Genomic DNA, 23852 nt, shown 5'->3' with positions numbered 1-23852 from the left:
AAAATAGGCGAGTGTCAACAAGGCTAACAACATCCAAGCTTATACCATCAAAATTTTATAAAAGCTAAATTGCTTATTGAGACTTTTACACGGATAAACATACAAAAGCTGATTAAAAAAATAAAATAAAATAAAATCAATTACCTAGCAAAATAGACTGGCAAAAAAACTAGTAAAAAAATTAGCAAAAGAAACTGCCAAAAAAAAATTGCCAAAAAAACGGGATGGCTACATACGCAAAAATAACAAACCCTTCTAATGTTAGTATCGTCCTTGCGTAGGCAAGGCGTAGCGAATTTTTAGAAATGAGTTTGATAACATGCGTTAATCTTAGATAAGACACTTAAAAATAAATCCATAACAACTAGACGAGAAGCAACTTTATGCCACAATCCTTAACACTTACTATCAATCAGCAACAACACACGTTGACGAATCTAGATGTACGCACCACGGTGCTAGATGTCTGTCGCAATCATCTTGGCTTGACAGGCAGCAAAAAAGGCTGTGACCACGGTCAGTGTGGCGCGTGCACCATGCTGATTAACGGTCAGCGGGTCAACAGCTGTCTAACCCTGGCAGTCATGCACGAAGGCGATAGCATCGAAACCATTGAAGGCATTGGCTCACCTGAGGCGCTTGACCCGATTCAACAAGCGTTTTTGGAACATGACGCCTTTCAATGTGGTTATTGTACCCCTGGGCAAATTTGCTCGACCAAAGCGATGATTGAAGAGCTACGCCAAAACTGGGCAAGTCATGTGTCGGATGATTTGATGCAGCCTTTATCAAGCGATACAGCACAATTTAAACAACAATTAGATAAAGAAATCTCTGAGCGTATGAGTGGCAATATTTGTCGCTGCTCGGCATACCCCAACATCGTGCGAGCGATTAAACAGGTATTACAAGAAACCGGTTTTTCGGCAGAGACAGATAACGTAACCACTCAGACAGCAGCTACTCAGGCTACAGGAGTGTCGCTATGAAAACTTTTGATTATCAGCGCGCCAACTCGGTGGATGACGCCATCAAAATAGCCACGTTAACTGAGGGGGATTTGGCTGAGGTGCAGCGTCCGTTTTTTATCGCTGGGGGTACCAATTTACTTGATTTGATGAAACTCGAAATCGAACAGCCAACACAGCTGATTGATATTTCACGTTTGCCGCTTAATACAATTGAAGCCACGCCAGAAGGTGGGTTAAAAATCGGCGCTATGGTCAGTAATAGTGAATTAGCGGCTCACCCTGTTATTCGTCAAGATTATGCGGTGCTTGCCCGTGCCTTGTTGTCGGGTGCATCGCCGCAACTGCGTAACAAAGCCAGTACCGGTGGCAATCTACTACAGCGCACCCGTTGTTATTATTTTTATCAGCCCGATAGTCCGTGTAATAAGCGTGAGCCCAATTCTGGCTGCGGGGCAAAGGCAGGTCTTCATCAGAACTTAGCAATTTTAGGCACAAGCGAGCAGTGTATTGCCACCCATCCATCAGATATGGCGGTGGCAATGCGATTACTCGATGCCGTCATTGTTATCCAGCAACCCGACGGACAAACCCGCCAAGTGCCTATCGCTGAATTTTATCGCTTACCTGAGCAAACCCCCCATATCGAAACTTGCTTAAATCTAGGTGATTTGATTACCCATATCATTCTACCGCCACCCTTAAAAGGCGTGCATAGCTATGACAAAGTGCGTGACCGTGCGTCGTATGCCTTTGCTTTAGTGTCCGTCGCTGCCGTGATTGAGCATGATAATGATACACTCACCAATGTGCGACTAGCATTTGGCGGTATTGGCAGTCAGCCTTGGCGAAATGAAGAGATTGAAAAAATACTGATTGGTAGCACGGGCGATGCCGTGAGTATTGAGCTTGCCGTAGCGACCCTATTTAAAGAAGCAAAAACCGATGAACAAACCGAGTACAAGACCGTGTTAGTACAGCGTCTTTTACACCATGTTGTGCAACGAGCATTACAACAACCCAATCAATCAAGTCCTTTAAGTAGTGGAGTGAGTGCATGAGCCTAACACAAATTTTTGGCGAATCGCCCCTTGAAAAAAAACTGACCATGGACAAGCCTATCGAGTCACGACTAGATACGACCGATAGCAAACTCGTTGGCAAACCACTGAGCCGTATCGAAGGACACCTAAAAGTCGCAGGCAAAGCCACATATACTGCTGAGCACCAATTTGACGACTTGTGTCATGGGGTGATGGTCGGCGCAACCATTGGTAAAGGCAAGGTAAAAAAAGTACATAAAGATACCGCCTTACAAGTTGCAGGTGTGATTGGGGTGTTTCATGACCCCCTGTTTTTACGCAACCCGCAACAAGGCGGTGTCAAAATGGCACCTGTGCAAGGGGCAAGTGAGGTTTTTTATCATGGACAGCCGATTGCTTTGGTGGTCGCAGAAACCCTAGAGGCAGCTCAAGAAGGCGCGAAGGCGTTACAAATTGACTATGAAAATGATGAAAAACACGGGCATTTTGACTTTAACAAGCAAAAAAAGCATACCCAGTTTATTGATTGGGTAACCGATAAAAGTGACGACATTGGCAAGCCTGAAAAAACGCTTGAGCAAGCAGAAGTCAAAGTCGATGTGACTTATACCACACCTAGCCAAAGTAACATGCCGATGGAACCGCACAGTTCGTTGGCGCGTTGGTTTGAGGGTAAGCTAACCCTTCATACTTCTAACCAAATGCTTGCCTCTTCCAAAATACAACTTGCCAGAGCCTTAGATATACCGGAAGACGATGTCCGTTTGCTATCGCCCTATGTTGGTGGCGGGTTTGGCTCAAAACTGGGTATTTCGCCAGAGTCAGTGATGGCAGCCATTGCGGCTAAAGACTTAAAACGCCCGGTACTTGTGAACATGACCCGACCGCAAGTCATGGAAACTACCGTCAGACGCACCAACACCGAACAACGGGTGGCATTGGGGGCGGATAAAGATGGTAAAATCCATACTATTATTCATAATAGCATTGTCACCAATTTACCGTCAGAAACGTTTTTTGAGCCAGTGGCGGTTTCTACCCACTTTTTATATGGCGGTGACAATCGCCAAATCAAATACGAAATGGCGCGCATGAATTTTACCTTAACAGGTTCTATGCGTGCTCCTGGCGAAGCGGTGGGTCAGTTGGCGCTCGAATGTGCCATGGACGAACTGGCGCATGCACTAAATCTGTGCCCCATCGAACTGCGAAAACGCAATGAACCTAGCGAAGACCCAAGTAAAAAAATTCCTTACAGCACCCGAAAATTGCTGGCGTGTATGGAGCAAGGGGCAAAAGCCTTTGGATGGGATGAACGCCCACAAACGCCCGCGAGTCGCCTTGATGGCGATTGGCTGATTGGCTATGGGATGGCGTGCGCGGCGCGTAGCAACGAATTAAAACCCTCGCAAGCCCGTGTGAGCCTGTTGCCCTCTGACAAACCGCTTGGGGTCATGGCTCGTATCGAAACTGACATGACTGATATCGGTACAGGTAGCTATACTATTTTTGCGCAAGTGGTTGCCGATATGCTGGGCTTACCGATTGACCATGTCGAGGTCAAACTTGGCGATACCGATCTGCCTCCTGCTGCAGGGTCAGGTGGTAGCTGGGGAGCATCAAGCGCTGGTAGTTCTATTTATCTGGCGTGTGAAGCGCTACGAGAAAAGATTGCCCAGAGTGTGGGACTGCATGCCGATAGCATTGGCTTTAAACAAGGCAATCTATATAGACAATTTGAGCATGCCCCTAGCTTAGCTGAAAAAATTGGCGAAAAAATTAACCACACGTTAACCGATACGTTGGATAAACTAGCAGAAAAAACCGGGCTTAGTTCTGAGGTCTCTGTGAACCACCAAGATAATGTACTCGATTGGGAACAAGTCGATACCCAGTTACCGCTGAGCAGTTTTTTGCAGCAATATGCCCCTCACGGCTTGGTAGCTAATGGTGAAATCGAACCTGGTAAAACTAAAAAAGAGTACCGTCATGCAGGCTATGGCGCACAGTTCGCTGAAGTCGCGGTACACCGGGTAACCGGTGAAATTCGGGTTCGCCGTATGCAAGGCACATTTGCCGCAGGGCGTATCTTAAATGAAAAAACAGCGCGCTCGCAGTGCTTTGGTGGTATGGTGTTTGGTATAGGGGCAGCCTTGATGGAGCAAATTCACCATGACAAACGTGACGGTCGTCTGTGTAATCACGATTTAGCTGAATATCAAGTGTGTGTGAATGCCGATGTGCCTGACTTAGAGGTAATAATGTTACCCGAAACTGACCCCTATGCCAATCCGCTTCACAGCAAAGGCATAGGTGAATTGGCATTATCAGGGGCAGGGGCAGCCATTGCCAATGCAATTTTTAATGCCACAGGCGTTAGAGTACGAGACTACCCCATTACTTTGGATAAACTGCTGTACCAGTTGCCATTACTGTAATCGGGTACACTGTCATTTGCTATGAACCATTTGTTTGATATCTTTGATACCCTTGAGCAGTTGCCGCCCAACAGTGAAGCCGTGTTGGCCACAGTGGTGAGTGTCGAAGGGTCAGCCTATCGGCAACCTGGTGCTAGAATGTTGATTTTAGCCGATGGTCAATCCATAGGCATGGTGAGTGGCGGTTGTCTTGAAAAACACTTGGTACAGCGAGCCTTTTGGCTCACCCGACATGGGGCAACGCTCAAAACCTATCATACCGCAACCGATAGCCAGTTATCACAAGATGAGGTAATCGATGACAGTGATGAGCAGGAAGGCTTTGGGCTTGGCTGTCAAGGCGTCATTCAAGTATTATTTGAACGTCTGGTTTTGAATGAGCAATCTGTATTATTTGCTTGTTTCCAGCAATTAAAACAGACAAAACAGCCACAAAAACTAGCTACAGTTATCACCTCAAACTCAGATGACTTTGTAGTTGGACAACATCTGCCTTTGACACAGTTGTCGCAATTGGGTCAACAAGACTGGCAATTGGTTAATCAAGTCGCTGCCAGCCGTAAAAGTCGCTTTATGCTGCATGTTTATCAAAAACAAGCACAACAACTGAGCGTCTTTGTAGAAACGCTACAACCGCCGCTACAATTATTAATTTTTGGCGCTGGGCAAGATTGTTTACCCTTGATGACCATGGCAAATTTGCAAGGCTGGCAGGTGACGGTGATTGATAGTCGTTTGGATGTGATTGCCCGTTATCGCGGGCAGACTCATACCAATTTTGTGCAGATTGCCCTTGATGAGGCTGAGTCTGTGCAGACTTTTTTTGAGTCACCGCAGCCGACCGCTGTGGTGATAATGACCCATAGTTTGAGTCAAGATAGAGTATGGCTCAGCCAAGCCTCTAAAGCCCAAAACTCGCCTTTTTTTATTGGGCAATTAGGGCCGAAATATCGCACTGAGCAGTTGCTTAGTGCGATTGACGATGATTATCAATGGGTGAAATCTGCTAATTTGTTCTATCCTGTGGGTTTAGCACTCGGTGGGGATACGCCCGAAGCGGTGGCTTTATCTATCACTGCCCAAATTCAACAGGTATATCATGAGCGTCACGCCTAGCAATTTAACCGTGGTGATTTTGGCGGCAGGATTGAGCCAACGTCTTGGTTTTGCCAAACAGCTGATTGTAAAAAATCATCAAACCTTGCTGGCTGAAAAAATTCAACTGGCACGCCAATTGCAGCCTTATCAAGTGTTGGTGGTTTTGCCAAAGCTTGATAACCCAATATCTAAAGCGTTATACAACGAAGTTGCACCATTTGACGTCAAAGTCGTCGATAATCCCACGCCGCAAACAGGGATGGCGCAATCGATTCAGTATGCAATGACAATATTACAACAACAGTCAGTAAGTGCTGCGAGGCGGATTTTGTTTCTGACTGTTGACCAAGTGGCACTAACCCTCGATGATTTGACGCTATTAAGCCAAAATGTTGAGGACAATCAGCTGATTGTGAGTGAGTATGGTAACAATAATCAACCAATTTGGGGGATTCCCGTCAATTTACCTTGGGGTTTTTTGCGAGCATTTGGTCATCAGTTGCAAGGCGATAAAGGTTTTCGGGCGTTATGGCAACACCAAACCGCTATCGTTTCGCCCACCGACGGTACGGTTTATCAGCTTTATCCGATACCGCTGCCGCATTTAGGCCAAGATATTGATACCTTAGAACAATTTGAGCAGCTAAAAACAGCCTATCAGCTTTTGCAGCCGACCAAACATTTTAATTGAGATAATGATGATTTCTGTCAATGAACTAAAACAAGCGATTAATAAGCGCCTAGAGAACTATTTAACGTCGCGTCTGGGCGAGGTAAATATCATAACAGTGGGTTTATTGGAGGCGCAAAACCACATTTTAGCCCAAGATATTGCCGCATCCTTTGATATTCCCCGCCAAAATCTATCAGCTATGGATGGTTTTGCGATAGCTACGGGTAGCTATCTTGACCACGATAGCCAACTTGAAATCATCGGTGAATCGGGGGCAGGTAAACCTTTTAACGGTCGTTTGCGACCCAATCAAGGCGTGCGAATTTTTACCGGCGCGGTGGTGCCAAATGACTGCGACACGGTGGTGATGCAGGAAGACACCAACCTTAGCGACATTCAGCCCAGTTTGGATAACAGCCATGCCTATCACATTCGCTTGACCCAAACTGCTAAAGTGGGTGCAAATATTCGCCGCCAAGGCGAGGAAGTACAAGCAGGCGAAACTGTTTTAACGATTGGAAAACGCCTAAACCCCAGTGATATCAGCTTACTTGCCAATTTAGGCGTGGATAGCGTGCAGGTATTTCAGCCACTCACGGTTGGTATTATTGCCACCGGCGATGAGCTGGTCGACGTGGGACAGCCGCTGGCAACGCTTGCCCAAATTTATAATTCCAACACGCCCACGCTAAAAGCGTTATTAAAGCAGTTGCCGATTGCGATTCAAGATTATGGCATTGTCCCTGACAACCTTGAGACTACTCGCCGCACTGTTCAGCAAGCGATAGCCGAATGTGATGTAATTATTTCTACGGCGGGTGTATCGGTGGGCGATTATGATTTTTTAACCCAAGTCATTCAGGCGCTTGGCAAAATTCACCATTACAAAGTGGCGATGAAACCAGGTAAACCTTTTATATTTGGGGAATTTGAGCAAGATAAAAAAACGGTCATGTATTTTGGGTTACCCGGCAATCCGCTATCTACCGTGGTGTGCTGCCTTAATTTTGTCCAACCTGCGCTGTGGCAACTATCGGGCGCGATACCATCAGACATCCCAAAACCGCTGCAATTGTTTGCCAAAACCACCCACGACATCAAAAAGCGAGCAGGACGCCAAGATTATCAGCGAGCGGTTTTTTGCCAAAATGAAGACGGCAGTTTTAGTGTCACTCCTTTATCTGCCCAAGACTCCCACCGTGTAAAACAGCTTAGCCACGCCAATTGCTTGCTTGTATTACCCAAAGATAATGCAGGGGTAAAAGCAGGCGAAATAGTGACAGTGCAGCCGTTTAGTTGGAATTTTAGCTGACGATGACTCCGCAACCTTCTTCATTAAATTTGGTGGACAATTTCCATCGCCAGTTAAGCTATTTACGCCTGTCGATTACCGATTTTTGTAACTTTCGCTGTCACTACTGTCTGCCCGATGGCTATACTGCCAACGCGGGTAAACGCCCTGACAACGAGCTTTCTGTATCCGAAATCGATGTTTTAATACAAGCCTTTGCCAAACTAGGTACCACCAAAGTGCGGCTGACGGGGGGTGAGCCATCGATTCGACAAGATTTACCGCGCATCATCGAACTTGCCAAACAGACCCAAGGCATCCAAACAGTGGCGGTTAGCTCCAATGGCTATCGCCTTGCCAAGCATTTATCCGATTGGCAAACGGCAGGGCTAAATCAGCTTAACATCAGTATCGACAGCTTTGACCCCACCATTTTTAAACAAATCACCGGCTTTGATATATTGCCAACGCTGCTAAAAGACATAGATAAATTGCTAGCAACCACCGATATTAAGCTAAAACTTAATGGTATTTTGATGGCAGACACCGCTTTTGATAACTTGCAATCCGTGTTAAGTTTTGTCAAAAATCGCCCTGTCACTTACCGTTTTATTGAGTTTATGCAAACTTCGGATAATAAAGCTTTGTTTTTTGCCCAACATAGCAGTGGTCAGCGTATCAAAGATTTTTTGCTAGAAAATGGTTGGCAATCCCAACGCCGAGCAAGCGATGCAGGCCCTGCGATTGAATATCGCCATGCCGATTATGTCGGTGGCATTGGGCTGATTGAGCCTTACGCCCCGCAGTTCTGCGACAGTTGTAATCGGCTGCGAGTGAGTAGCCAAGGCAAAGTACATTTGTGTTTGTTTGATAATGGCAGTTATGATGTGCGAGCGTTTTTGGCAAATGGCGATGTCGATGGATTGGTTCATGCCTTGCAAAGGTTAATGCCGATTAAGCCCGAGCATCATTTACTCAAGCAAAACGACAGTGGTATCATGGCGAATTTGTCGATGATTGGCGGCTAATCGATGGCGGGTTTTTTGAAAATATAAAATAGGCAAATTTAAGAAAAATTGACTCATTCAAGCGCAGCTTGATAAGCGTACACGTCGCTATAATGTTGTGCCACATTTGAGGGGTGAAAATCCAAAACATGACAACACAATTAACTCCCTTAGACCTGACACATTTAGACGCACACGGCGATATCGCCATGGTCGATGTATCGGGCAAAACAATAACCCAACGCAGCGCCACCGCCGTAGGGCAAGTCATTTTCCCTAGCAACAGTTACCAAGTGATAAAATCTGCCGACGGCATCACCAAAAAAGGCTCAATCACCCAGACCGCGCATATCGCAGGGGTCATGGCAAGCAAACGCACCCACGAGCTGATTCCGCTTTGCCACCAGCTGCCACTTGATGGGGTAAAAATCGGCTTTGAGTATGATGATAACAACTGCTCAATCCACGTCACTGCCACCGTCAAAGTCACCCACAAAACAGGCGTGGAAATGGAAGCCTTAACCGCTGTGTCGGTGGCTTGCCTAACGATTTACGACATGACCAAAGCATTATCTCACGACATCACCATTAGCGATATCAAGCTACTCACCAAAACAGGGGGCAAATCCGACTATGCCAACACCTAGCACGTCTGAGAAAAATTTAGCCATCTTATACTTTGCAAGCCTTGCTGAACAAGCAGGGAAAGACGAAGAAACGATCCGCTTTGACGGTGATAACTTGACCGAGCTTTACCAAACGTTAAGCGCACACTACGGGTTTAAACTCGCCCAAACCAAACTTGCTGTGGCAATCAATCACCATATTACCAACTGGCAAACGCCGCTTCAAGATGGTGATATCGTCGCCTTTATTCCGCCTGTGGCAGGTGGTTGAATATCACGTACGCCCTTTAAACAATATAGAGAAAACCATGAATGCATTGCATAAAGGCTCATCCACCATTAGCATCAGTGAAGACCAAGCCTACCAAACCGTGATTACCAGCGGCTTTGCATTGACTGACCGAGCCATTGACGATAGACGGCTTAAACACGCCTTAATGAGCGATACTTGTGGGGCGTTAGCGACATTTGAAGGCTGGGTGCGTAACCACAATAACGCTCGCCCTGTTAGCAAACTCACTTACTACGGCTACGAGCAACTGGCACTCAATCAAGGCAAAAAACTGATTGAACAAGCCAAAGCCCAGTTTGACATCGAAAACGCCATTGCCATACACCGTATTGGCGACCTTGCGATTGGTGAGATGGCGGTGTGGATTGGGGTAGTGGCTGCCCACCGTTATCCTGCATTTGATGCGTGTCGTTGGCTACTAGATGCGATTAAAGCGGATATTCCTGTGTGGAAACAAGAATTTTATGCCGACAGCACTGAGAGTCTGTGGCTTTCTAATAATGGTTAATAAGCAATGACAACTACCGTATTAAGCGTGCTGTTTTTTATTTCTGCCTTGCTCTATTCATCAGTCGGGCATGGTGGCGCATCGGGTTATCTAGCGATGATGGGGTTAGTCGGCGTTGCGCCAAGTATGATGAAACCTACCGCACTATGTCTCAATATTTTGGTGTCAATCATTGCGTTTTGGCGATTTTATTCTGCAAAAAACTTTTCTTGGCAAATTTTTATTCCCCTTGCTATTGCCGCGGTGCCGATGGCGTTTATCGGGGGAATGACCCATTTGCCCAGTCATTTATATAAGCCGATTGTTGGGATGGTACTGATTTTTTCGGCTATTTATTCATTTATCTTTGCCAAAAAACTCACCAGCGAGCAACCATTAAAACAGGTGTCAAAATGGCTTTTGGCAATCGTGGGGGCGGTTTTAGGGTTGCTGTCGGGATTGACGGGGGTGGGCGGTGGTGTGTTTTTAAGTCCAATTTTATTGTTTAACCGTTGGGCAAGTCCTAAAGTTGTTGCAGGCGTAGCGTCGGGGTTTATTTTGGTGAATTCAATTTCAGGCTTGTTTGGTGTGTTATCGACAGGGGCAAAACTGCCAAATCAACTACCAATCTGGCTTGTAGCGGTTTGTGTAGGGGGTTTTATCGGCGCAACTTATGGTAGCAAACGCCTTGCTGACCCCATGCTCAATAAATTATTATCTCTGGTATTAGTGATTGCAGGGCTGAAAATGCTGGCAAATTTTTAACGCTTAGGTAGATACCAACCGATGCATCTAGTACCAACCTAAAAAATGCGATGAATTGCAATATCCAATCATTTCAAAGCTTAAGCTATAAAAAAAACCCATTGCAGGAGGTGAGCAATGGGCTGAGGAAAAGCACAGGTAAGTGTTAAAAGTCTGAAAATGAACGCGGTTTATCAAAATTGTCAAATCAGTATATGATAAAAAATTGATAAAAAAATTCGCAAATTAATACGTTATGACTGATGAGTTGGGTACAAAGCATTCAAATTTCAATAAACCTGACAACAGCAAAATTTGCTAATAGCGAAATAAGTCTTATTGTTATTATTATTTCGTTGTCGGACGTTATGATATCAATAAAAGTCTAAATTTTTGACTGTCTAATTACACCCTGTTACTTTTGAAGTGTTTTTTATACAATGACATATTTGGTAAAAAATACCATGAAATCAATAAGGTAAAGTGGCTTGATTGTTGAAAAATATGACAAAAATGAGCATTATGGGCAAAAAATAATGACATTACTTTGAGAACCGTTATAATTATTTCAACTAAAATTAGCGTTACGCCGCGCCTTACAATAAGAATGAACGAAAAATCCCATGACCGATAAGCCAGTGACCGACGAGACAGCCAAATCCTCTGTTGCCTCGGGCAGTATTTTTAACTTGCCCAACAACTTGACCATCGCGCGCATCGTGATGATTCCGCTGTTTGTGGCGATTGCTTATTGGCCACCTGCGATGGGGATTGGGCAGAGCGCCATTAGTGACAATGTGATTGCCAACATCGGTATGTATCAGTTTAGCGATAGTTTACTGCGCCACTTTTTATTGACGGCTGTATTTATTTTGGCGGCAATTACCGATTGGTTAGATGGCTACTTTGCCCGCAAGCTTAATATGACATCGGCATTTGGGCGGTTTCTTGACCCTGTGGCGGATAAACTGATGGTTGCTGCCGCGTTAATTATTTTGGTGCAGTGGCATCCTGATATTGTCATGGCGATTTCAGCGATTGTTATTATTTCAAGGGAGATTGCCGTCTCAGCCTTGCGTGAGTGGATGGCAGAACTGGGCAATCGTACTAGCGTTGCTGTGTCATATGTGGGCAAGATGAAAACCACTTTTCAAATGGTGGCAATTACAGTGTTACTGCTCAATTGGGAATCACTTGAGATGACGGGGTATTTACTATTGGTCATTTCAGTGGTATTGACGTTATGGTCAATGTTTATTTATCTAAAAGCGGCATGGCCCTATCTAAAACAGCCCTAATTGATGACTTTAAAAAAAGCTGATAACGTTAACAAAAGCTGATGACGTTAAAAAAATGGATTATTCTAAAAAATTCTTAGCTAAAAATTTACCATAAAAAACCCCAGTCAAAAAACTGGGGTGATATTTTTTTAAAGCCAATAATTAAAAGGTCACTGAATGATTTTCACCCATATTTTCTGCAGTTTTACCTTCTTGGACAGCCGCTGATACCATTTTAAACATATCCACCACTGTGTTACCGCTTAACCAATACTGCGCACCATTACATTCAATACAAATCACTTGTACGTTAGGATCTTCTTTACCTTTTTCATAGAACGCTGCATAAATTGGGCTCCAAAGCTCATCTAGTTTGGCTTTGTCATTAACCAGTTTAGCCGTACCATTGATAGAAACAAAATCTTTTTGGTCGCTTGAGGTATAAGATAAGTTGACTTGTGGGTTTTTTTCCAAGTCTTTGATGGTTTCTGATTTGCGATCGCCGATGAACCAAATTTTACCATTTTCTAATTCATTTTTATTGGTGGTCATTGGGCACGCATGTAAATGTTTTTCGTCTGCAGTAATGGTGGTCATCATTGCATATTTGACGCCTTTAATTACTTTATTAATATTTTCAATATGTTGCTCTTTGGTGAGATCTGCCATGAGAATGTCCCTGTCATTATATGGTTATTATACGTCTCAAAGTTAATGCTAAAAAATTTATTACTAACTTGCAAAAAAGTTACGTTAAAACTGGGTTAAAGTCGTTAACTTGGATGATAATATCGGCTTTGGTTGTTTAAGTCTGTCGAAAAGCTGCAAATAAATGGTATAAAACCGTTAACGATGTTATCGCAAGGTAACGCAATTGAAAGGCACTTTAGAAAAAACACATCGTGAAATGACAGTCTATCACCATCAAGACAAGTGATACGCCCATGGGTTTAATGCTATAATAACCGCAAATTTTTCTGTTATTTTCCCAACTTTTCCCGAAGCAAGCGGAACTTTCTATGACTATCATCGCTGGACACCCATTTTTAACCGATTTTCAAACCACCAAACTGCTAAATTCCCTTAGCCAAAAAACCAATCTCAAAATCACCCACTTAAAAAGCCAGCAAGTGTATATTTTTTCTAAAGATTTGGCAGAACACGACTATAAGAAAGCGATAGATTTGCTCAATCACGGTGACGAAATCGCGCTCAATCAAGCAAGCCAAGATGACAATAAAGAGGCGCTGCAAATCATCGTTAGCCCACGTTTTGGTACAATTAGCCCTTGGGCAAGTAAAGCGACGGATATTTTTAACAATTGTGAGATAGCGATTGACCGTGTTGAGCGCTTGGTGGTGTATACGCTCATCGGCGAAAATTTGCCTGAAAAGCTCCCGCATGATATCGAGATGATGTTGTACGACCGCATGACCCAAAGCCTATTTTATGACTTGGCAAAGGCTCATCACTTATTCGATGACCACGAGCCAGCACCGCTCAACCATGTCGATGTGATGGGTAAAGGGCGTGAGGCGTTAGAGTCGGCCAACCGTGAGTTTGGTTTTGCGTTATCGAGCCAAGATATTGACTACTTGATGGATGCCTACGTTCATGTGCTAAAGCGCAATCCGACCGATGTTGAGCTCATGATGTTTGCCCAAGCCAACTCGGAGCATTGCCGCCACAAAATTTTTAATGCGCAATGGACGATTGATGGGGAAGTACAGCCAAAATCCCTATTTGGCATGATTAAAAATACCTTCGCGCAAAATCCCAACGATATTTTATCGGCGTATAAAGACAATGCCGCGGTGGTAAAAGGGCATGAAGGGCAGCGTTTTTATCCGCTATTAAACAGCGACAACAATCATTTAGCATACGATTTCCACCAAGAGCCGATTGATATTTTGATGAAAGTCGAAACCCACAATCACCCAACGGCGATTGCACCGTATGCAGGCGCGGCAACAGGCTCTGGGGGTGAAATCCGTGACGAGGGCGCGACAGGTCGTGGTGGTAAACCCAAAGCAGGCTTGGCAGGATTCCATGTGTCGCATTTGCAGCTGCCTGATATGCCAGAAAAATGGGAGCACAGCGGAAAAATCTCGACGGCTGACTACGGCAAGCCAGCGCGTATGGCGTCCGCCTTAGAAATTATGACCCAAGCACCGCTTGGTAGTGCAGCATTTTCCAATGAATTTGGTCGTCCAAATCTGGTCGGTTACTTTCGCTCATTTCAATTGGATACCTCAAAAGACCAAGATGGCAGCCAAATGCGCGGCTATCACAAACCCATTATGATTGCCGGTGGTTACGGTAATATCAAACGCAATTTGGTGGAAAAAAATCCGATTCAGCAAGGCGATTTGCTGATTGTGTTAGGCGGTCCTGCCATGCAAATCGGCTTGGGCGGTGGCGCGGCAAGTTCGGTGGATAGTGGTGAGCTTGATGAAGGCTTGGATTTTGCGTCCGTGCAACGTGACAATGCCGAGATGGAACGCCGCTGTCAAGAAGTCATTGACCGCTGTTGGGCGATGGCAGGAAACCAGCCAGATGAAGATAACAATCCGATTGTGTCGATTCATGACGTGGGCGCAGGTGGCTTATCAAACGCCATGCCCGAGCTTGTGAATGACCACGAACTTGGGGCGGTGTTAAACTTGCGTAAAGTGCCGTCGCTTGAGCATGGTATGTCGCCAATGGCGATTTGGTCAAATGAAGCCCAAGAGCGTTATGTGTTGGCAATCCGTCCACAAAGCCGTGAGCTATTTGATAGTATCTGTGAGCGTGAGCGTTGCCCGTATGCGATTTTGGGTGAAGCGACTGACGTGCGTGAGTTGGTAGTCAATGACCCACTACTCAACACCAAAGGCGACCAACAACCGGTCGATATGCCCCTACAAGTGCTACTCGGTGGCACGCCAAAAATGCAGCGTAGCTTTAGCCGTAGCACGCCAGATTTGACAGCGTTAAACCTTGATAAAGTCGATTTGGCTGAAGCGGTCAAAGACGTGCTGCGTCATCCAACGGTTGCCAGTAAATCTTTCTTAATCAGCATTGGCGATCGTTCCATCACGGGTATGGTAGTGCGTGACCAATATGTTGGACGTTACCAAGTGCCAGTGGCAGACTGTGCTGTTACCGCTTCTGCTCTCATCCCTGTGGATGGCAAGCCGATGACAGGCGAAGCCATGAGTATGGGCGAGCGTACCCCAGTTGCTTTGATTAATCCTGCCGCATCTGCGCGCCTTGCCGTTGCCGAAGCCATTACCAATATCGCAGGGGCGAATATCGCCAAGCTATCAGACATCACCTTGTCGGCGAACTGGATGGCAGCCTGTGGTGAAGACAAAGAAGACCAAGCCTTGTTTGATGCGGTGTATGCCGTGGGCGAAGCGCTTTGCCCGGCACTTGGCATTGCCATTCCTGTGGGTAAAGACAGCTTGTCGATGCGGGCGAATTGGTCAGATGAGCAAGCAAACAAGTCTGTGGTGTCACCCATGTCGCTCGTTATCACTGCCTTTGCCCCTGTGCAAGATGTCACCAAAACCCTAACCCCAGAATTGCTAACCAGCTCGGCGCTTGGCGAAACCGCTTTTTATCGCTTAGACTTATCAAAAGGTCAGTTCCGATTGGGTGGCTCAATCCTTGCCCAAACCCTAAGCCAACTGGGTGATACTTGCCCAGATTTGGATAATCCGCAAGATTTAATCAACTTTTTTGACTTTATCCAGCAAGCCAACAACCAAGGCTTAATCACCGCATATCATGACATTGGGGATGGCGGTTTGCTTGCCACCATTGCCGAGATGCAATTCACCAGTCGCCAAGGCGTGAAATTGGTATTAAGCGATGACAATTTACTCGGTCAATTATTCGCCGAAGAACTCGGTGCGGTAATTCAAGTCAAATCGGATAAGGTTGCCGAATTGCTTGAATTAGCAGAAAAAACAGGCGTCAGCGAATTATTAAGCCTAATCGGTCAAAGCACCGATGAAGACAGTTTACTCATCCAAACAGCCACGCAAAATTTACGTTTTGAGCGTAGCGAGCTTGAGCAGGAATGGAGCAAAGTGGGCTACCATATCGCCAAAAACCGTGACAACCCCGAATGCGTACAACAGGCCTTTGATTTGATTGGTGATAAATCCCATCAAGGCTTAATTGCCCAAGCCAATTATGATCTCAACCAAGCGATTGAAGCCCCGTATATCAATAGCCGCAGCACACAGCCTAAAGTCGCCATTTTGCGTGAGCAAGGCGTGAATGGTCAGCTAGAAATGGCAGCAGGCTTTAAACGCGCAGGACTAGAAGCCGTCGATGTGCATATGAGTGACTTACTCAAAGGGCGTGTCAACTTGCGTGACTTTGATGGGCTGGTGGCTTGTGGCGGCTTTAGTTATGGCGATGTGCTTGGCGCTGGCGCTGGCTGGGCAAAATCGGTACTGTTCCATGATGAACTACGCATGCAATTTGTGCGATTCTTTACCCGACCAGAAACCTTCTCGCTTGGCGTGTGTAACGGCTGTCAGATGATGAGCCAGCTTAAAGACTTGATACCAGGCGCAGAGAATTTCCCCCGTTTTATCGCCAATAAATCGGCACGCTTTGAAGCGCGCACGGTGAATGTGAAAATTGAACGTACCAAGTCGGTGCTGTTAAAAGGCATGCAAGAGAGCATTCTACCGATTGCGGTGGCACATGGCGAAGGCTTTGCGACGTTGAGCGATACCGATATCGCAGGAATGAGCGCACATGGGCAAATTGTGATGCGTTATGTGGACAGTCACGGCACAGCAACTGAGCATTATCCGCTCAATCCAAACGGCTCACCGCAAGGGGTGACAGGGATTTGTAGTACCGATGGGCGTGTGACCTTGATGATGCCACACCCAGAGCGTAATTTGATGGCGTATAACCATAGTTGGAAACCTGAAGCGTGGGATAATGATGGGGCGTGGATGCGGATGTTTAGAAATGCCCGGGCATTCTTAAGATAAAAGTTAAGATAAAAGTTAACATAGTGGATTTTTTTATAAAAGGATGGCAAAAGCTGTCCTTTTTTAATGACCTAACCCGACTTAATTAATAAAGGCTGTCACGGTGAAAGTTTTGGCTCGGTCAAAAACTAGCAACAATTTACAAACAATACACGATAACAAGGGAAAGGTATATGTTATAATAACTTAATCCTACATAGACTAAGTTAAGTTTCATTAACAATGTTTTGTAAGCCCACACAGCTCTTATAATGTATCGAGGAAAATCCCATGAATAGCAAACTTTTAGCCACTGCCGCTATCACAGCGTTGTTAGCCACACAATTTGCCAATGCAGAATTGGTTATCTCGCAAAACGGTGAAACGCAAAAAGTTGGTGAAACCGCGGCTCAACCTGCAGCGGTCACAAAAGCGCCTAAAACCGCCAAAGTAGAAAAAGTTAAGCCAAGCAACAGCACCAGCTACAAATTAGACCCAAACCACGCCAATGTACGTTTTGCGATTGACCACTTCGGTACAACGACCAACCAAGGTGGTTTCTACGGTGTAACGGGTGACTTGAACTACAACCCAGCCAAAAATACAGGCAGCATCAATGTTGATATTCCTGTCAATAACCTTGACACGGGTAACGAACATTTTACCAACCATTTAAAATCAGCTGAATTCTTTAACGCTGAAAAATACCCAACGGCTAATTTTAAATCAACCAAATTCCATTTCAAAAATGGCAAAGTAACGAAAGTTGACGGTAACTTGACGCTATTGGGCAAAACCAATCCAGTCAGTCTAAAAGCCACTAGATTTAACTGCTATAACAGCCCAATGATGAAAAATGCGCAAGTATGTGGCGGTGATTTTGAGACTACCATTGACCGCACCAAATGGGGCATGGATACCTATGTCAAAATGGGTTTTGCTAAAGACGTCAAACTCAACATCCAAGTTGAAGCGGTACAACAATAATTTTTTAGCAAACAATGAAAGTAATCAAAAAGATCAGCGTTGGCTGGTCTTTTTTTATGGCACGCTGATTGCAAATTTTTAACTATTCAATTTTTAACTATTCAATTTTTAGCTATTCGATTTTTAACTATTCTAAGCCGCTAAGTTGGCTTTAATAAGTCTGTGGTTTGATACAAAACCATACAGCACTATACAAAACGTAAATTTACAGTATCCGCACATAGCTTCATAATTTTCAAAAACCTAAACATTACTTTATTTAATTTATTTTTGAGGAAAACTTATGAAACCATTCAATACCACAGTAAAAAACACCTTATTAGCCGCAGCCTTGGTGGTGGGTTCTGCTAATTTGACCGGTTGTGGTTATAACTCTATGCAAGCGCAAGATGAGCAAATCAACGCCTCATGGTCAGAAGTAGTCAACCAATACCAGCGACGTGCTGACTTGATTCCAAACTTGGTGAAAGTCGTTGAGCGTTATGCCCAGCACGAACAAGCGACCTTAACCCAAGTCACACAAGCTCGTTCTCAAGCGACGACTATCAATGTGAGTGCCGATGTACTCAATGACCCAGCGGCTTTTCAACGCTATCAACAAGCGCAAGATCAATTGGGCAGTGCGTTATCGCGCTTAATGGCAGTGTCAGAGCGCTATCCTGATCTAAAAGCGGACAAACAATTCCAAGAATTGCAAGCACAGCTTGAAGGCACCGAAAACCGCATTACCGTGGCACGTGGTCGTTATATCCAAGATGTTCAAACTTATAACACTACCGTACGCCAATTCCCAACCAATGTCACCGCAAAAGTGTTTGGTATGCATACCCGTCCAAACTTTACCGTAGCCAATGAGGCGCAAATCTCAACTGCACCAACCGTTGATTTTGGCAATAACAATACCAATACCGCAAATGCGGGCGGTCAGCCAGTGCAAAACAATGGGAACACAGCCAATGCCGGTGGTCAGCCTGTCAATAATTCGGCTACCGCAACAGCGAAACCTTAATTCACCATTGTTAATGTTAACTGTATAGTTAAAGTTTGAGAGTTAAGAAGATTTTTTTAAATAGTCTGCTATCAGTCGGTGGCAAGCTCATTGAATAAGATTTGCATAAATTGTCAGACTAATTTTTTAATTTTTTAAAATAGTTGTTGAATTGACTACATCATAATAAAAAAATTGCATACTTTGAGGAAACACAGGTGTCATTGAATATTGTACAGACACAGCCCAATTTACAGAACTCCCATAAACAGCCGCAAAAATTGTCGTCTCGTTTGTTAGCCAAGCGGTTGGTAGTGAGTACGTTTACTGTACTGTCTATGAGCATTGGGCTTGCGATGCCTATCGCAGCCGTTGCAGAAACCGCCACAGCGACAGCCAATTCCGCAACCCTTAGCGCTAAGCCCACATTACAAGATCATAGTGTTGAGGACATGGTTGCGATTGCCAAAACCGCACAAACCAATGAAGCGCTCAATGATGCTGTACTCAATAATGATGCAATTAAAGAGACGTTAGGCAATGATGCACTGCCGATACCAGGGGTCAATACTCAAGCAACTGGCAATCGAACAAATAGCAATCAGGCAACAGCTACCGCTAATGCCCAGACGACTACGACACCTAAACAGTCAACCCAAGCCCCTATTGCCGCTGACAAATTAATCCTAAATAATCCTGTCATAGATGAAGCAAAAATTTTATCTGCCATTGACAAACAAGCGATTGAAACCAAACTGCGTAGTCTTAATGACCGCGGTTTGGCGCAAGCAGCCGTGGTCATTGTACCAACCACCAATGGCGAGGATATTTTTGACTATTCAATGAAAGTTGCTGATCGCTGGAAACTGGGCAAAAAAGACACCGATCAAGGTCTGTTGATGGTTGTTGCTGTCAATGACCGTAAAATGTACATTTTAACGGGCTATGGTCTTGAAGGTACCATTCCTGATGCCGTCGCTAAACGCATTATTAGCGATGACATAACCCCAAGATTTAAACAAGGCGATTATGCCGGTGGTATCACGGCGGGAATTAATCGCATTGAAGAACGCTTGACAACCGATCCGGCTATTTTAAAGCAAGCAGATGCCAATCGAGTCAATACCAATGCCAATAGCAATGCTCAGTCAAATCAAGAGGGCGGAATACCGCTTATCTTCCTAGGCTTTTTTGGCTTTGTCGCTGGTATGATTTTGACCAGTATATTAGGGCGCTTTTTTGGTTCGATTGCTACGGCAGGTGGCATTGTAACGCTTGGTACAATCTTTGGTGCAGGGTTACTAGGCAGTATATTTGTGGCATTTATTGTCTTTTTATTTTTGCTATTTCGAGGTGGCGGTGGTGGTCGCGGTGGCAGAGGCGGCGGTGGGGTTGTCTTCCTACCGGGTGGCGGATTTGGTGGAGGCGGTTTTGGCGGCGGTGGATTTGGTGGTGGTGGCTTTGGTGGCGGCGGTGGTGGCTTTGGCGGTGGTGGCGCTGGGGGCGATTGGTAATCAATAGTCAGTAATCGGCTAGTTATTAAAAATTATTTTAAATTTACCCCTTATCATCAACTATATACTTCATTATTTTTTATGGAATTTTCATGAGCACAAATGACCCAATAACAGCAACGAATGGTGCCAACGAAGAAACCATTGCTTACACCTCGCCGATGGCGACAGTGACTTCCACTGTGCCAAGTTGGGCCAGATGGTGGCGTCAAGTTGCGTTTATATCTAGCCTGCACAATCGGTGGTTAACGCCTACTGCCCAACAACAGCTAAATCAAGCAATTACCGAAGCTGAGCAAGGGCATCGCGGCGAAGTGGTGCTAGTGATTGAGAATCATTTGCCCATTTCGTCCGCTCGGCTACAAAACAGCCGAGACAGAGCAATCGGAGTTTTTGGGGATTATCGCGTCTGGGATACGCAGGATAATACTGGGGTGTTGGTGTATCTTAATATCTGTGAGCGGCGTCTGGAGATTGTCGCTGATAGAGGCATTAATAGCCATGTGATGCCAACCATGTGGCAAGCGATGTGCGACAAAGCTATCGAAGGTATTAAAGCCAATCGACACATCGATAGCTTGGTTGCACTATTGGGCGATGTGGGGCAATTGCTTCGTCAATATTACCAATTAGACAATGACCCAAACGGCAACGAAATCGCTGACAAGATGATTTTCATAAAGTAGTTTTAAACTTAATTAGTATAGTGCGATGATGTAATCCTACCAAAAGCGATGTTACCCATCGCTTTTTTTATTGCTCAGCTTTTAAGACCCAACAGTAAGCGGGTAAATTTCAAAAACTTGGGTATCAAAAATTATTAAGGATTATCTTTGCGGTGCTAAAAAATTGCATTAAGGCTAGATAAAAGAATCGACAAATTTTGCTAGGCGAAATGATAAAATTTTACATATAATGAAACCGACATACCGCCACTCAGCTTGTTAGACAATTAGGCAATTAGACCAGTCGTCATGTTAGCGATAAATCATTACTTATAAAAATTTTGAGGGAATCCCATGCCAACGCTCACCAATAATATTCCTGATAGTATCGGTCAATTTTATCTCGGTCAAGACGTGTACCCAGAGTCTACACAAGGTCAAGCAACCCTATATGATGCAGCTGACTTAACAACCCACGCGGTGATTATCGGGATGACGGGCTCGGGTAAGACGGGTTTGGGGATTAGCTTACTGGAAGAAGCTGCGCTTGATAATATTCCGGTGATTGCGATTGACCCCAAAGGTGATTTGGGCAATTTGGCATTGACGTTTCCAAATTTGGCAGCCAGTGACTTTGAGCCATGGATTGATAGCGGCATGGCAAGTCAAGCGGGTATGAGCGTGGCAGAGTTTGCCAAGAAAACCGCAGACAACTGGCAACAAGGGCTTGGCAACAGTTTTCAAACCCCGGAGCGTGTGCAAGCACTCAAAGCCGCCAATCGCGTTAGCGTCTATACCCCAGGTAGCGAGAATGGCTTACCGATTGCCCTACTTGGCAATCTCGTGCCGCCGCCCGATAGTGTCAAAAATGATGGCGAAAGCTATGCTGAGTATATCGATGCGACAGTGTCGGCACTGTTGGGGCTATTAAAAGTTGATGGGGATAACCTTGCGCCAGAGCATGTGTTTTTGGCACAGCTACTTAAAAACGCCTGGGATAACAACCAAACTTTAACCTTGGTGGATTTGATTACCCAAATCCAAACGCCAGCGTTTGACAAAATCGGCATCCTGCCGCTGTCACAAGTATTTGCGGATAAAGACCGTGGCGCACTGGCGATGAAGCTCAATACGCTTTTGGCATCACCGAGTTTTGCCAGCTGGCTTAAAGGCATGCCGCTGGATGCTGGCGCACTGTTTTATGATAAAAACGGCAAAGCACAAACCAGTGTGCTCAATATTGCCCATCTATCCGATGATGAGCGTTTATTTTTTGTCACCTTGTTACTCACCAATTTATTGGGCTGGATGCGCCGTCAGCAAGGCACCTCGACCTTGCGGGCAATTTTGTACATGGATGAAGTGTTTGGCTATTTACCGCCGATTGGCAATCCACCGACCAAAGTATTGCTGTTAACCCTGCTAAAACAAGCGCGTGCATTTGGTTTGGGGATTGTGTTATCGACCCAAAACCCAGTGGACTTGGACTACAAAGCATTATCCAACGCGGGTACTTGGTTTATCGGACGGTTGCAGACTGCCCAAGACCGTGAACGGGTGATGGATGGCTTGCTCTCTGCCAGCGGCAGCAGTGGACTGGACAAAGCGGCGCTCAATGCGTGGTTTGATAAACTCGGTAAACGCCGATTTTTACTGCACAATGTGCATGATGCTAGCCCTGTGATTTTTAGCACCCGCTTCACGCTCAACTACCTATCAGGGCCGCTTAGCAAACAAGCCATAGCACAGCTCAAAGCCAATAGCCAAGCGATTGCACCTACCGACCTAGCGCAAGCGCAAGCCACCACGCCTGCCATCAATCCATTAGCAAGCACCATGAGTCAGCCGCCGGCCTTGCCCAAAGATGTGGGCTTGTATTATGCACCCAAAGACGGGGCGGGCGATGGTCAAACCTTCTATGAGCCTACTGCCTTTGCCTATGCGCGGGTATTTTTTAATGACAAAAAATCAGGCGCTCAAAGTCAGCAGCAGCTATTATTAACCACAGCATTTGGTGAGCCGCCGTTGGTGGTAGATTGGCATCAAGCGATTTTAAGTGATTTGACCTTTGAGCAGTTACAATCGGCTCCGCACCAACCCGCTGTGCTCAAACAACTACCTACCCAAGCGCTCGACAAGGCATCATGGAAAGCTTGGGAAAAAGATGTGAAAGAAGCCATCCGTCAGCAGCAAGTGTTAAATCTGTGGTATGTCGATAGTTTAAAGCTGTATAGCGGAGTGGCAGAGAGCGAAGACGCCTTCCGCAATCGGCTCATCGTACCGCTGCATGAACAGCGTGATATCGCCATTGCCCAGCTGCGTGATAGCTTTGCTAAAAAACAAGACGCGCTAGCCAAAAAACTGCAAGCCGCCAATGAAAAATACCAACAACAAGCCGCCGAGTCGAGCAAAGGCTGGCTTGATGCAGGGGTCAGTATTGGCTCTGCGGTCTTAGGGGCGTTTATGGGGCGCAAAACTTTGTCACAGACCAATATCAATAACGTCAAACGTGCCATGAACTCGGTGGGCGATATCAATGCCAACAAACAAACCGTCGCAGAGCTTGATGCGATTCGCCAGCAGCTGCAACAGGAGTTAGACAACATTGGGCAGCAGTTACAAAGCCAAATCGATAGCTTGGCAACCACGTATGATGCTCAGTCAATAGCACTTGATACTGTACAGATTGCCCCAGCAGCGAAGGACATCACGGTGTTGTTGGTCGGCGTGTTGTATCAGCCGCTATAAACAGACGCAATATAAACCTTT

The 23852-nt window shown here is 45.4% G+C and carries 19 protein-coding genes; 18 read left to right on the top strand and 1 reads right to left on the bottom strand.

From position 1 onward, the window contains the following. Positions 1-383 precede the first annotated feature (383 nt). The 12 genes from RTP55_RS08260 (at position 384) to pgsA (ending at position 11965) form a co-directional block, all read left to right on the top strand. The gene (locus tag RTP55_RS08260) at positions 384-989 is read left to right on the top strand and encodes a 2Fe-2S iron-sulfur cluster-binding protein (RefSeq protein WP_312385513.1); all 606 of its coding nucleotides are present in this window, start codon (positions 384-386) and stop codon (positions 987-989) included. Continuing rightward, positions 986-2029: an FAD binding domain-containing protein gene (locus RTP55_RS08255; RefSeq protein WP_312385512.1), complete on the top strand. Its 1044-nt coding sequence runs from the start codon at positions 986-988 to the stop codon at positions 2027-2029. The genes RTP55_RS08260 and RTP55_RS08255 overlap by 4 nt, the downstream gene beginning before the upstream one ends. Beyond that, entirely contained in the window at positions 2026-4449 is a 2424-nt protein-coding gene (locus tag RTP55_RS08250) for a molybdopterin cofactor-binding domain-containing protein (protein WP_312385511.1), read from the top strand. The genes RTP55_RS08255 and RTP55_RS08250 overlap by 4 nt, the downstream gene beginning before the upstream one ends. 21 nt (positions 4450-4470) lie before the next feature. Further along, complete coding sequence (locus RTP55_RS08245) at positions 4471-5565, top strand: XdhC family protein (protein WP_312385509.1); 1095 nt, start codon at positions 4471-4473, stop codon at positions 5563-5565. Continuing rightward, the gene (locus RTP55_RS08240) at positions 5549-6238 is read left to right on the top strand and encodes a nucleotidyltransferase family protein (RefSeq protein WP_312385508.1); all 690 of its coding nucleotides are present in this window, start codon (positions 5549-5551) and stop codon (positions 6236-6238) included. Before RTP55_RS08245 ends, RTP55_RS08240 begins: the two co-directional genes overlap by 17 nt. 7 nt (positions 6239-6245) lie before the next feature. Continuing rightward, positions 6246-7532 carry a molybdopterin molybdotransferase MoeA gene (locus RTP55_RS08235; protein ID WP_312385507.1) on the top strand — a complete coding sequence of 429 codons (1287 nt, stop codon included), beginning with the start codon at positions 6246-6248 and terminating at the stop codon, positions 7530-7532. 2 nt (positions 7533-7534) lie between these two features. Beyond that, positions 7535-8539: a GTP 3',8-cyclase MoaA gene (gene moaA / locus RTP55_RS08230; protein ID WP_062332791.1), complete on the top strand. Its 1005-nt coding sequence runs from the start codon at positions 7535-7537 to the stop codon at positions 8537-8539. Positions 8540-8667: 128 nt separating this feature from the next. Then, positions 8668-9165 (top strand): cyclic pyranopterin monophosphate synthase MoaC, encoded by a 498-nt coding sequence (moaC, locus tag RTP55_RS08225; protein WP_062332788.1) that lies wholly within the window; start codon positions 8668-8670, stop codon positions 9163-9165. Continuing rightward, on the top strand, positions 9152-9415 hold the full coding sequence (gene moaD / locus RTP55_RS08220; RefSeq protein ID WP_065254024.1) for a molybdopterin converting factor subunit 1: 264 nt from the start codon (positions 9152-9154) through the stop codon (positions 9413-9415). Before moaC ends, moaD begins: the two co-directional genes overlap by 14 nt. Before the next feature lie 37 nt (positions 9416-9452). Further along, positions 9453-9944, top strand: a complete 492-nt coding sequence (locus RTP55_RS08215; RefSeq protein ID WP_224053189.1) for a molybdenum cofactor biosynthesis protein MoaE — start codon at positions 9453-9455, stop codon at positions 9942-9944. Positions 9945-9950: 6 nt separating this feature from the next. Continuing rightward, positions 9951-10688, top strand: coding sequence for a sulfite exporter TauE/SafE family protein (locus RTP55_RS08210; RefSeq protein ID WP_312385506.1), 738 nt, complete (start codon positions 9951-9953; stop codon positions 10686-10688). Positions 10689-11290: 602 nt separating this feature from the next. After that, entirely contained in the window at positions 11291-11965 is a 675-nt protein-coding gene (pgsA, locus tag RTP55_RS08205) for a CDP-diacylglycerol--glycerol-3-phosphate 3-phosphatidyltransferase (protein WP_248147795.1), read from the top strand. A 144-nt stretch (positions 11966-12109) separates the two neighbouring features. Here the strand turns inward: pgsA and RTP55_RS08200 are convergent, their stop codons facing one another. Next, entirely contained in the window at positions 12110-12616 is a 507-nt protein-coding gene (locus tag RTP55_RS08200) for a pyridoxamine 5'-phosphate oxidase family protein (RefSeq protein WP_219332007.1), read from the bottom strand. Positions 12617-12966: 350 nt separating this feature from the next. On the opposite strand from RTP55_RS08200, the gene purL reads away from it, so the two are divergent. The 6 genes from purL to RTP55_RS08170 all read left to right on the top strand — a co-directional run bounded on the left by purL (position 12967) and on the right by RTP55_RS08170 (position 23831). Beyond that, entirely contained in the window at positions 12967-16950 is a 3984-nt protein-coding gene (gene purL, locus RTP55_RS08195) for a phosphoribosylformylglycinamidine synthase (RefSeq protein WP_312385505.1), read from the top strand. Between the two features lie 270 nt (positions 16951-17220). After that, entirely contained in the window at positions 17221-17916 is a 696-nt protein-coding gene (locus RTP55_RS08190) for a YceI family protein (RefSeq protein ID WP_201665032.1), read from the top strand. A gap of 283 nt (positions 17917-18199) precedes the next feature. Continuing rightward, positions 18200-18925 carry a LemA family protein gene (locus tag RTP55_RS08185; protein WP_050325213.1) on the top strand — a complete coding sequence of 242 codons (726 nt, stop codon included), beginning with the start codon at positions 18200-18202 and terminating at the stop codon, positions 18923-18925. 197 nt (positions 18926-19122) lie between these two features. Further along, positions 19123-20418, top strand: coding sequence for a TPM domain-containing protein (locus RTP55_RS08180; RefSeq protein WP_312385503.1), 1296 nt, complete (start codon positions 19123-19125; stop codon positions 20416-20418). A 92-nt stretch (positions 20419-20510) separates the two neighbouring features. Further along, on the top strand, positions 20511-21104 hold the full coding sequence (locus RTP55_RS08175; RefSeq protein ID WP_227716714.1) for a TPM domain-containing protein: 594 nt from the start codon (positions 20511-20513) through the stop codon (positions 21102-21104). A 333-nt stretch (positions 21105-21437) separates the two neighbouring features. Continuing rightward, positions 21438-23831: an ATP-binding protein gene (locus RTP55_RS08170; protein WP_203171333.1), complete on the top strand. Its 2394-nt coding sequence runs from the start codon at positions 21438-21440 to the stop codon at positions 23829-23831. Positions 23832-23852: the final 21 nt, after the last annotated feature.

This window comes from Moraxella sp. CTOTU47579 (assembly GCF_032004885.1).
In the GTDB taxonomy this organism is placed as follows: Bacteria; Pseudomonadota; Gammaproteobacteria; order Pseudomonadales; family Moraxellaceae; genus Faucicola; species Faucicola tetraodonis.
This window is presented reverse-complemented; position numbering and strand designations above follow the sequence as displayed.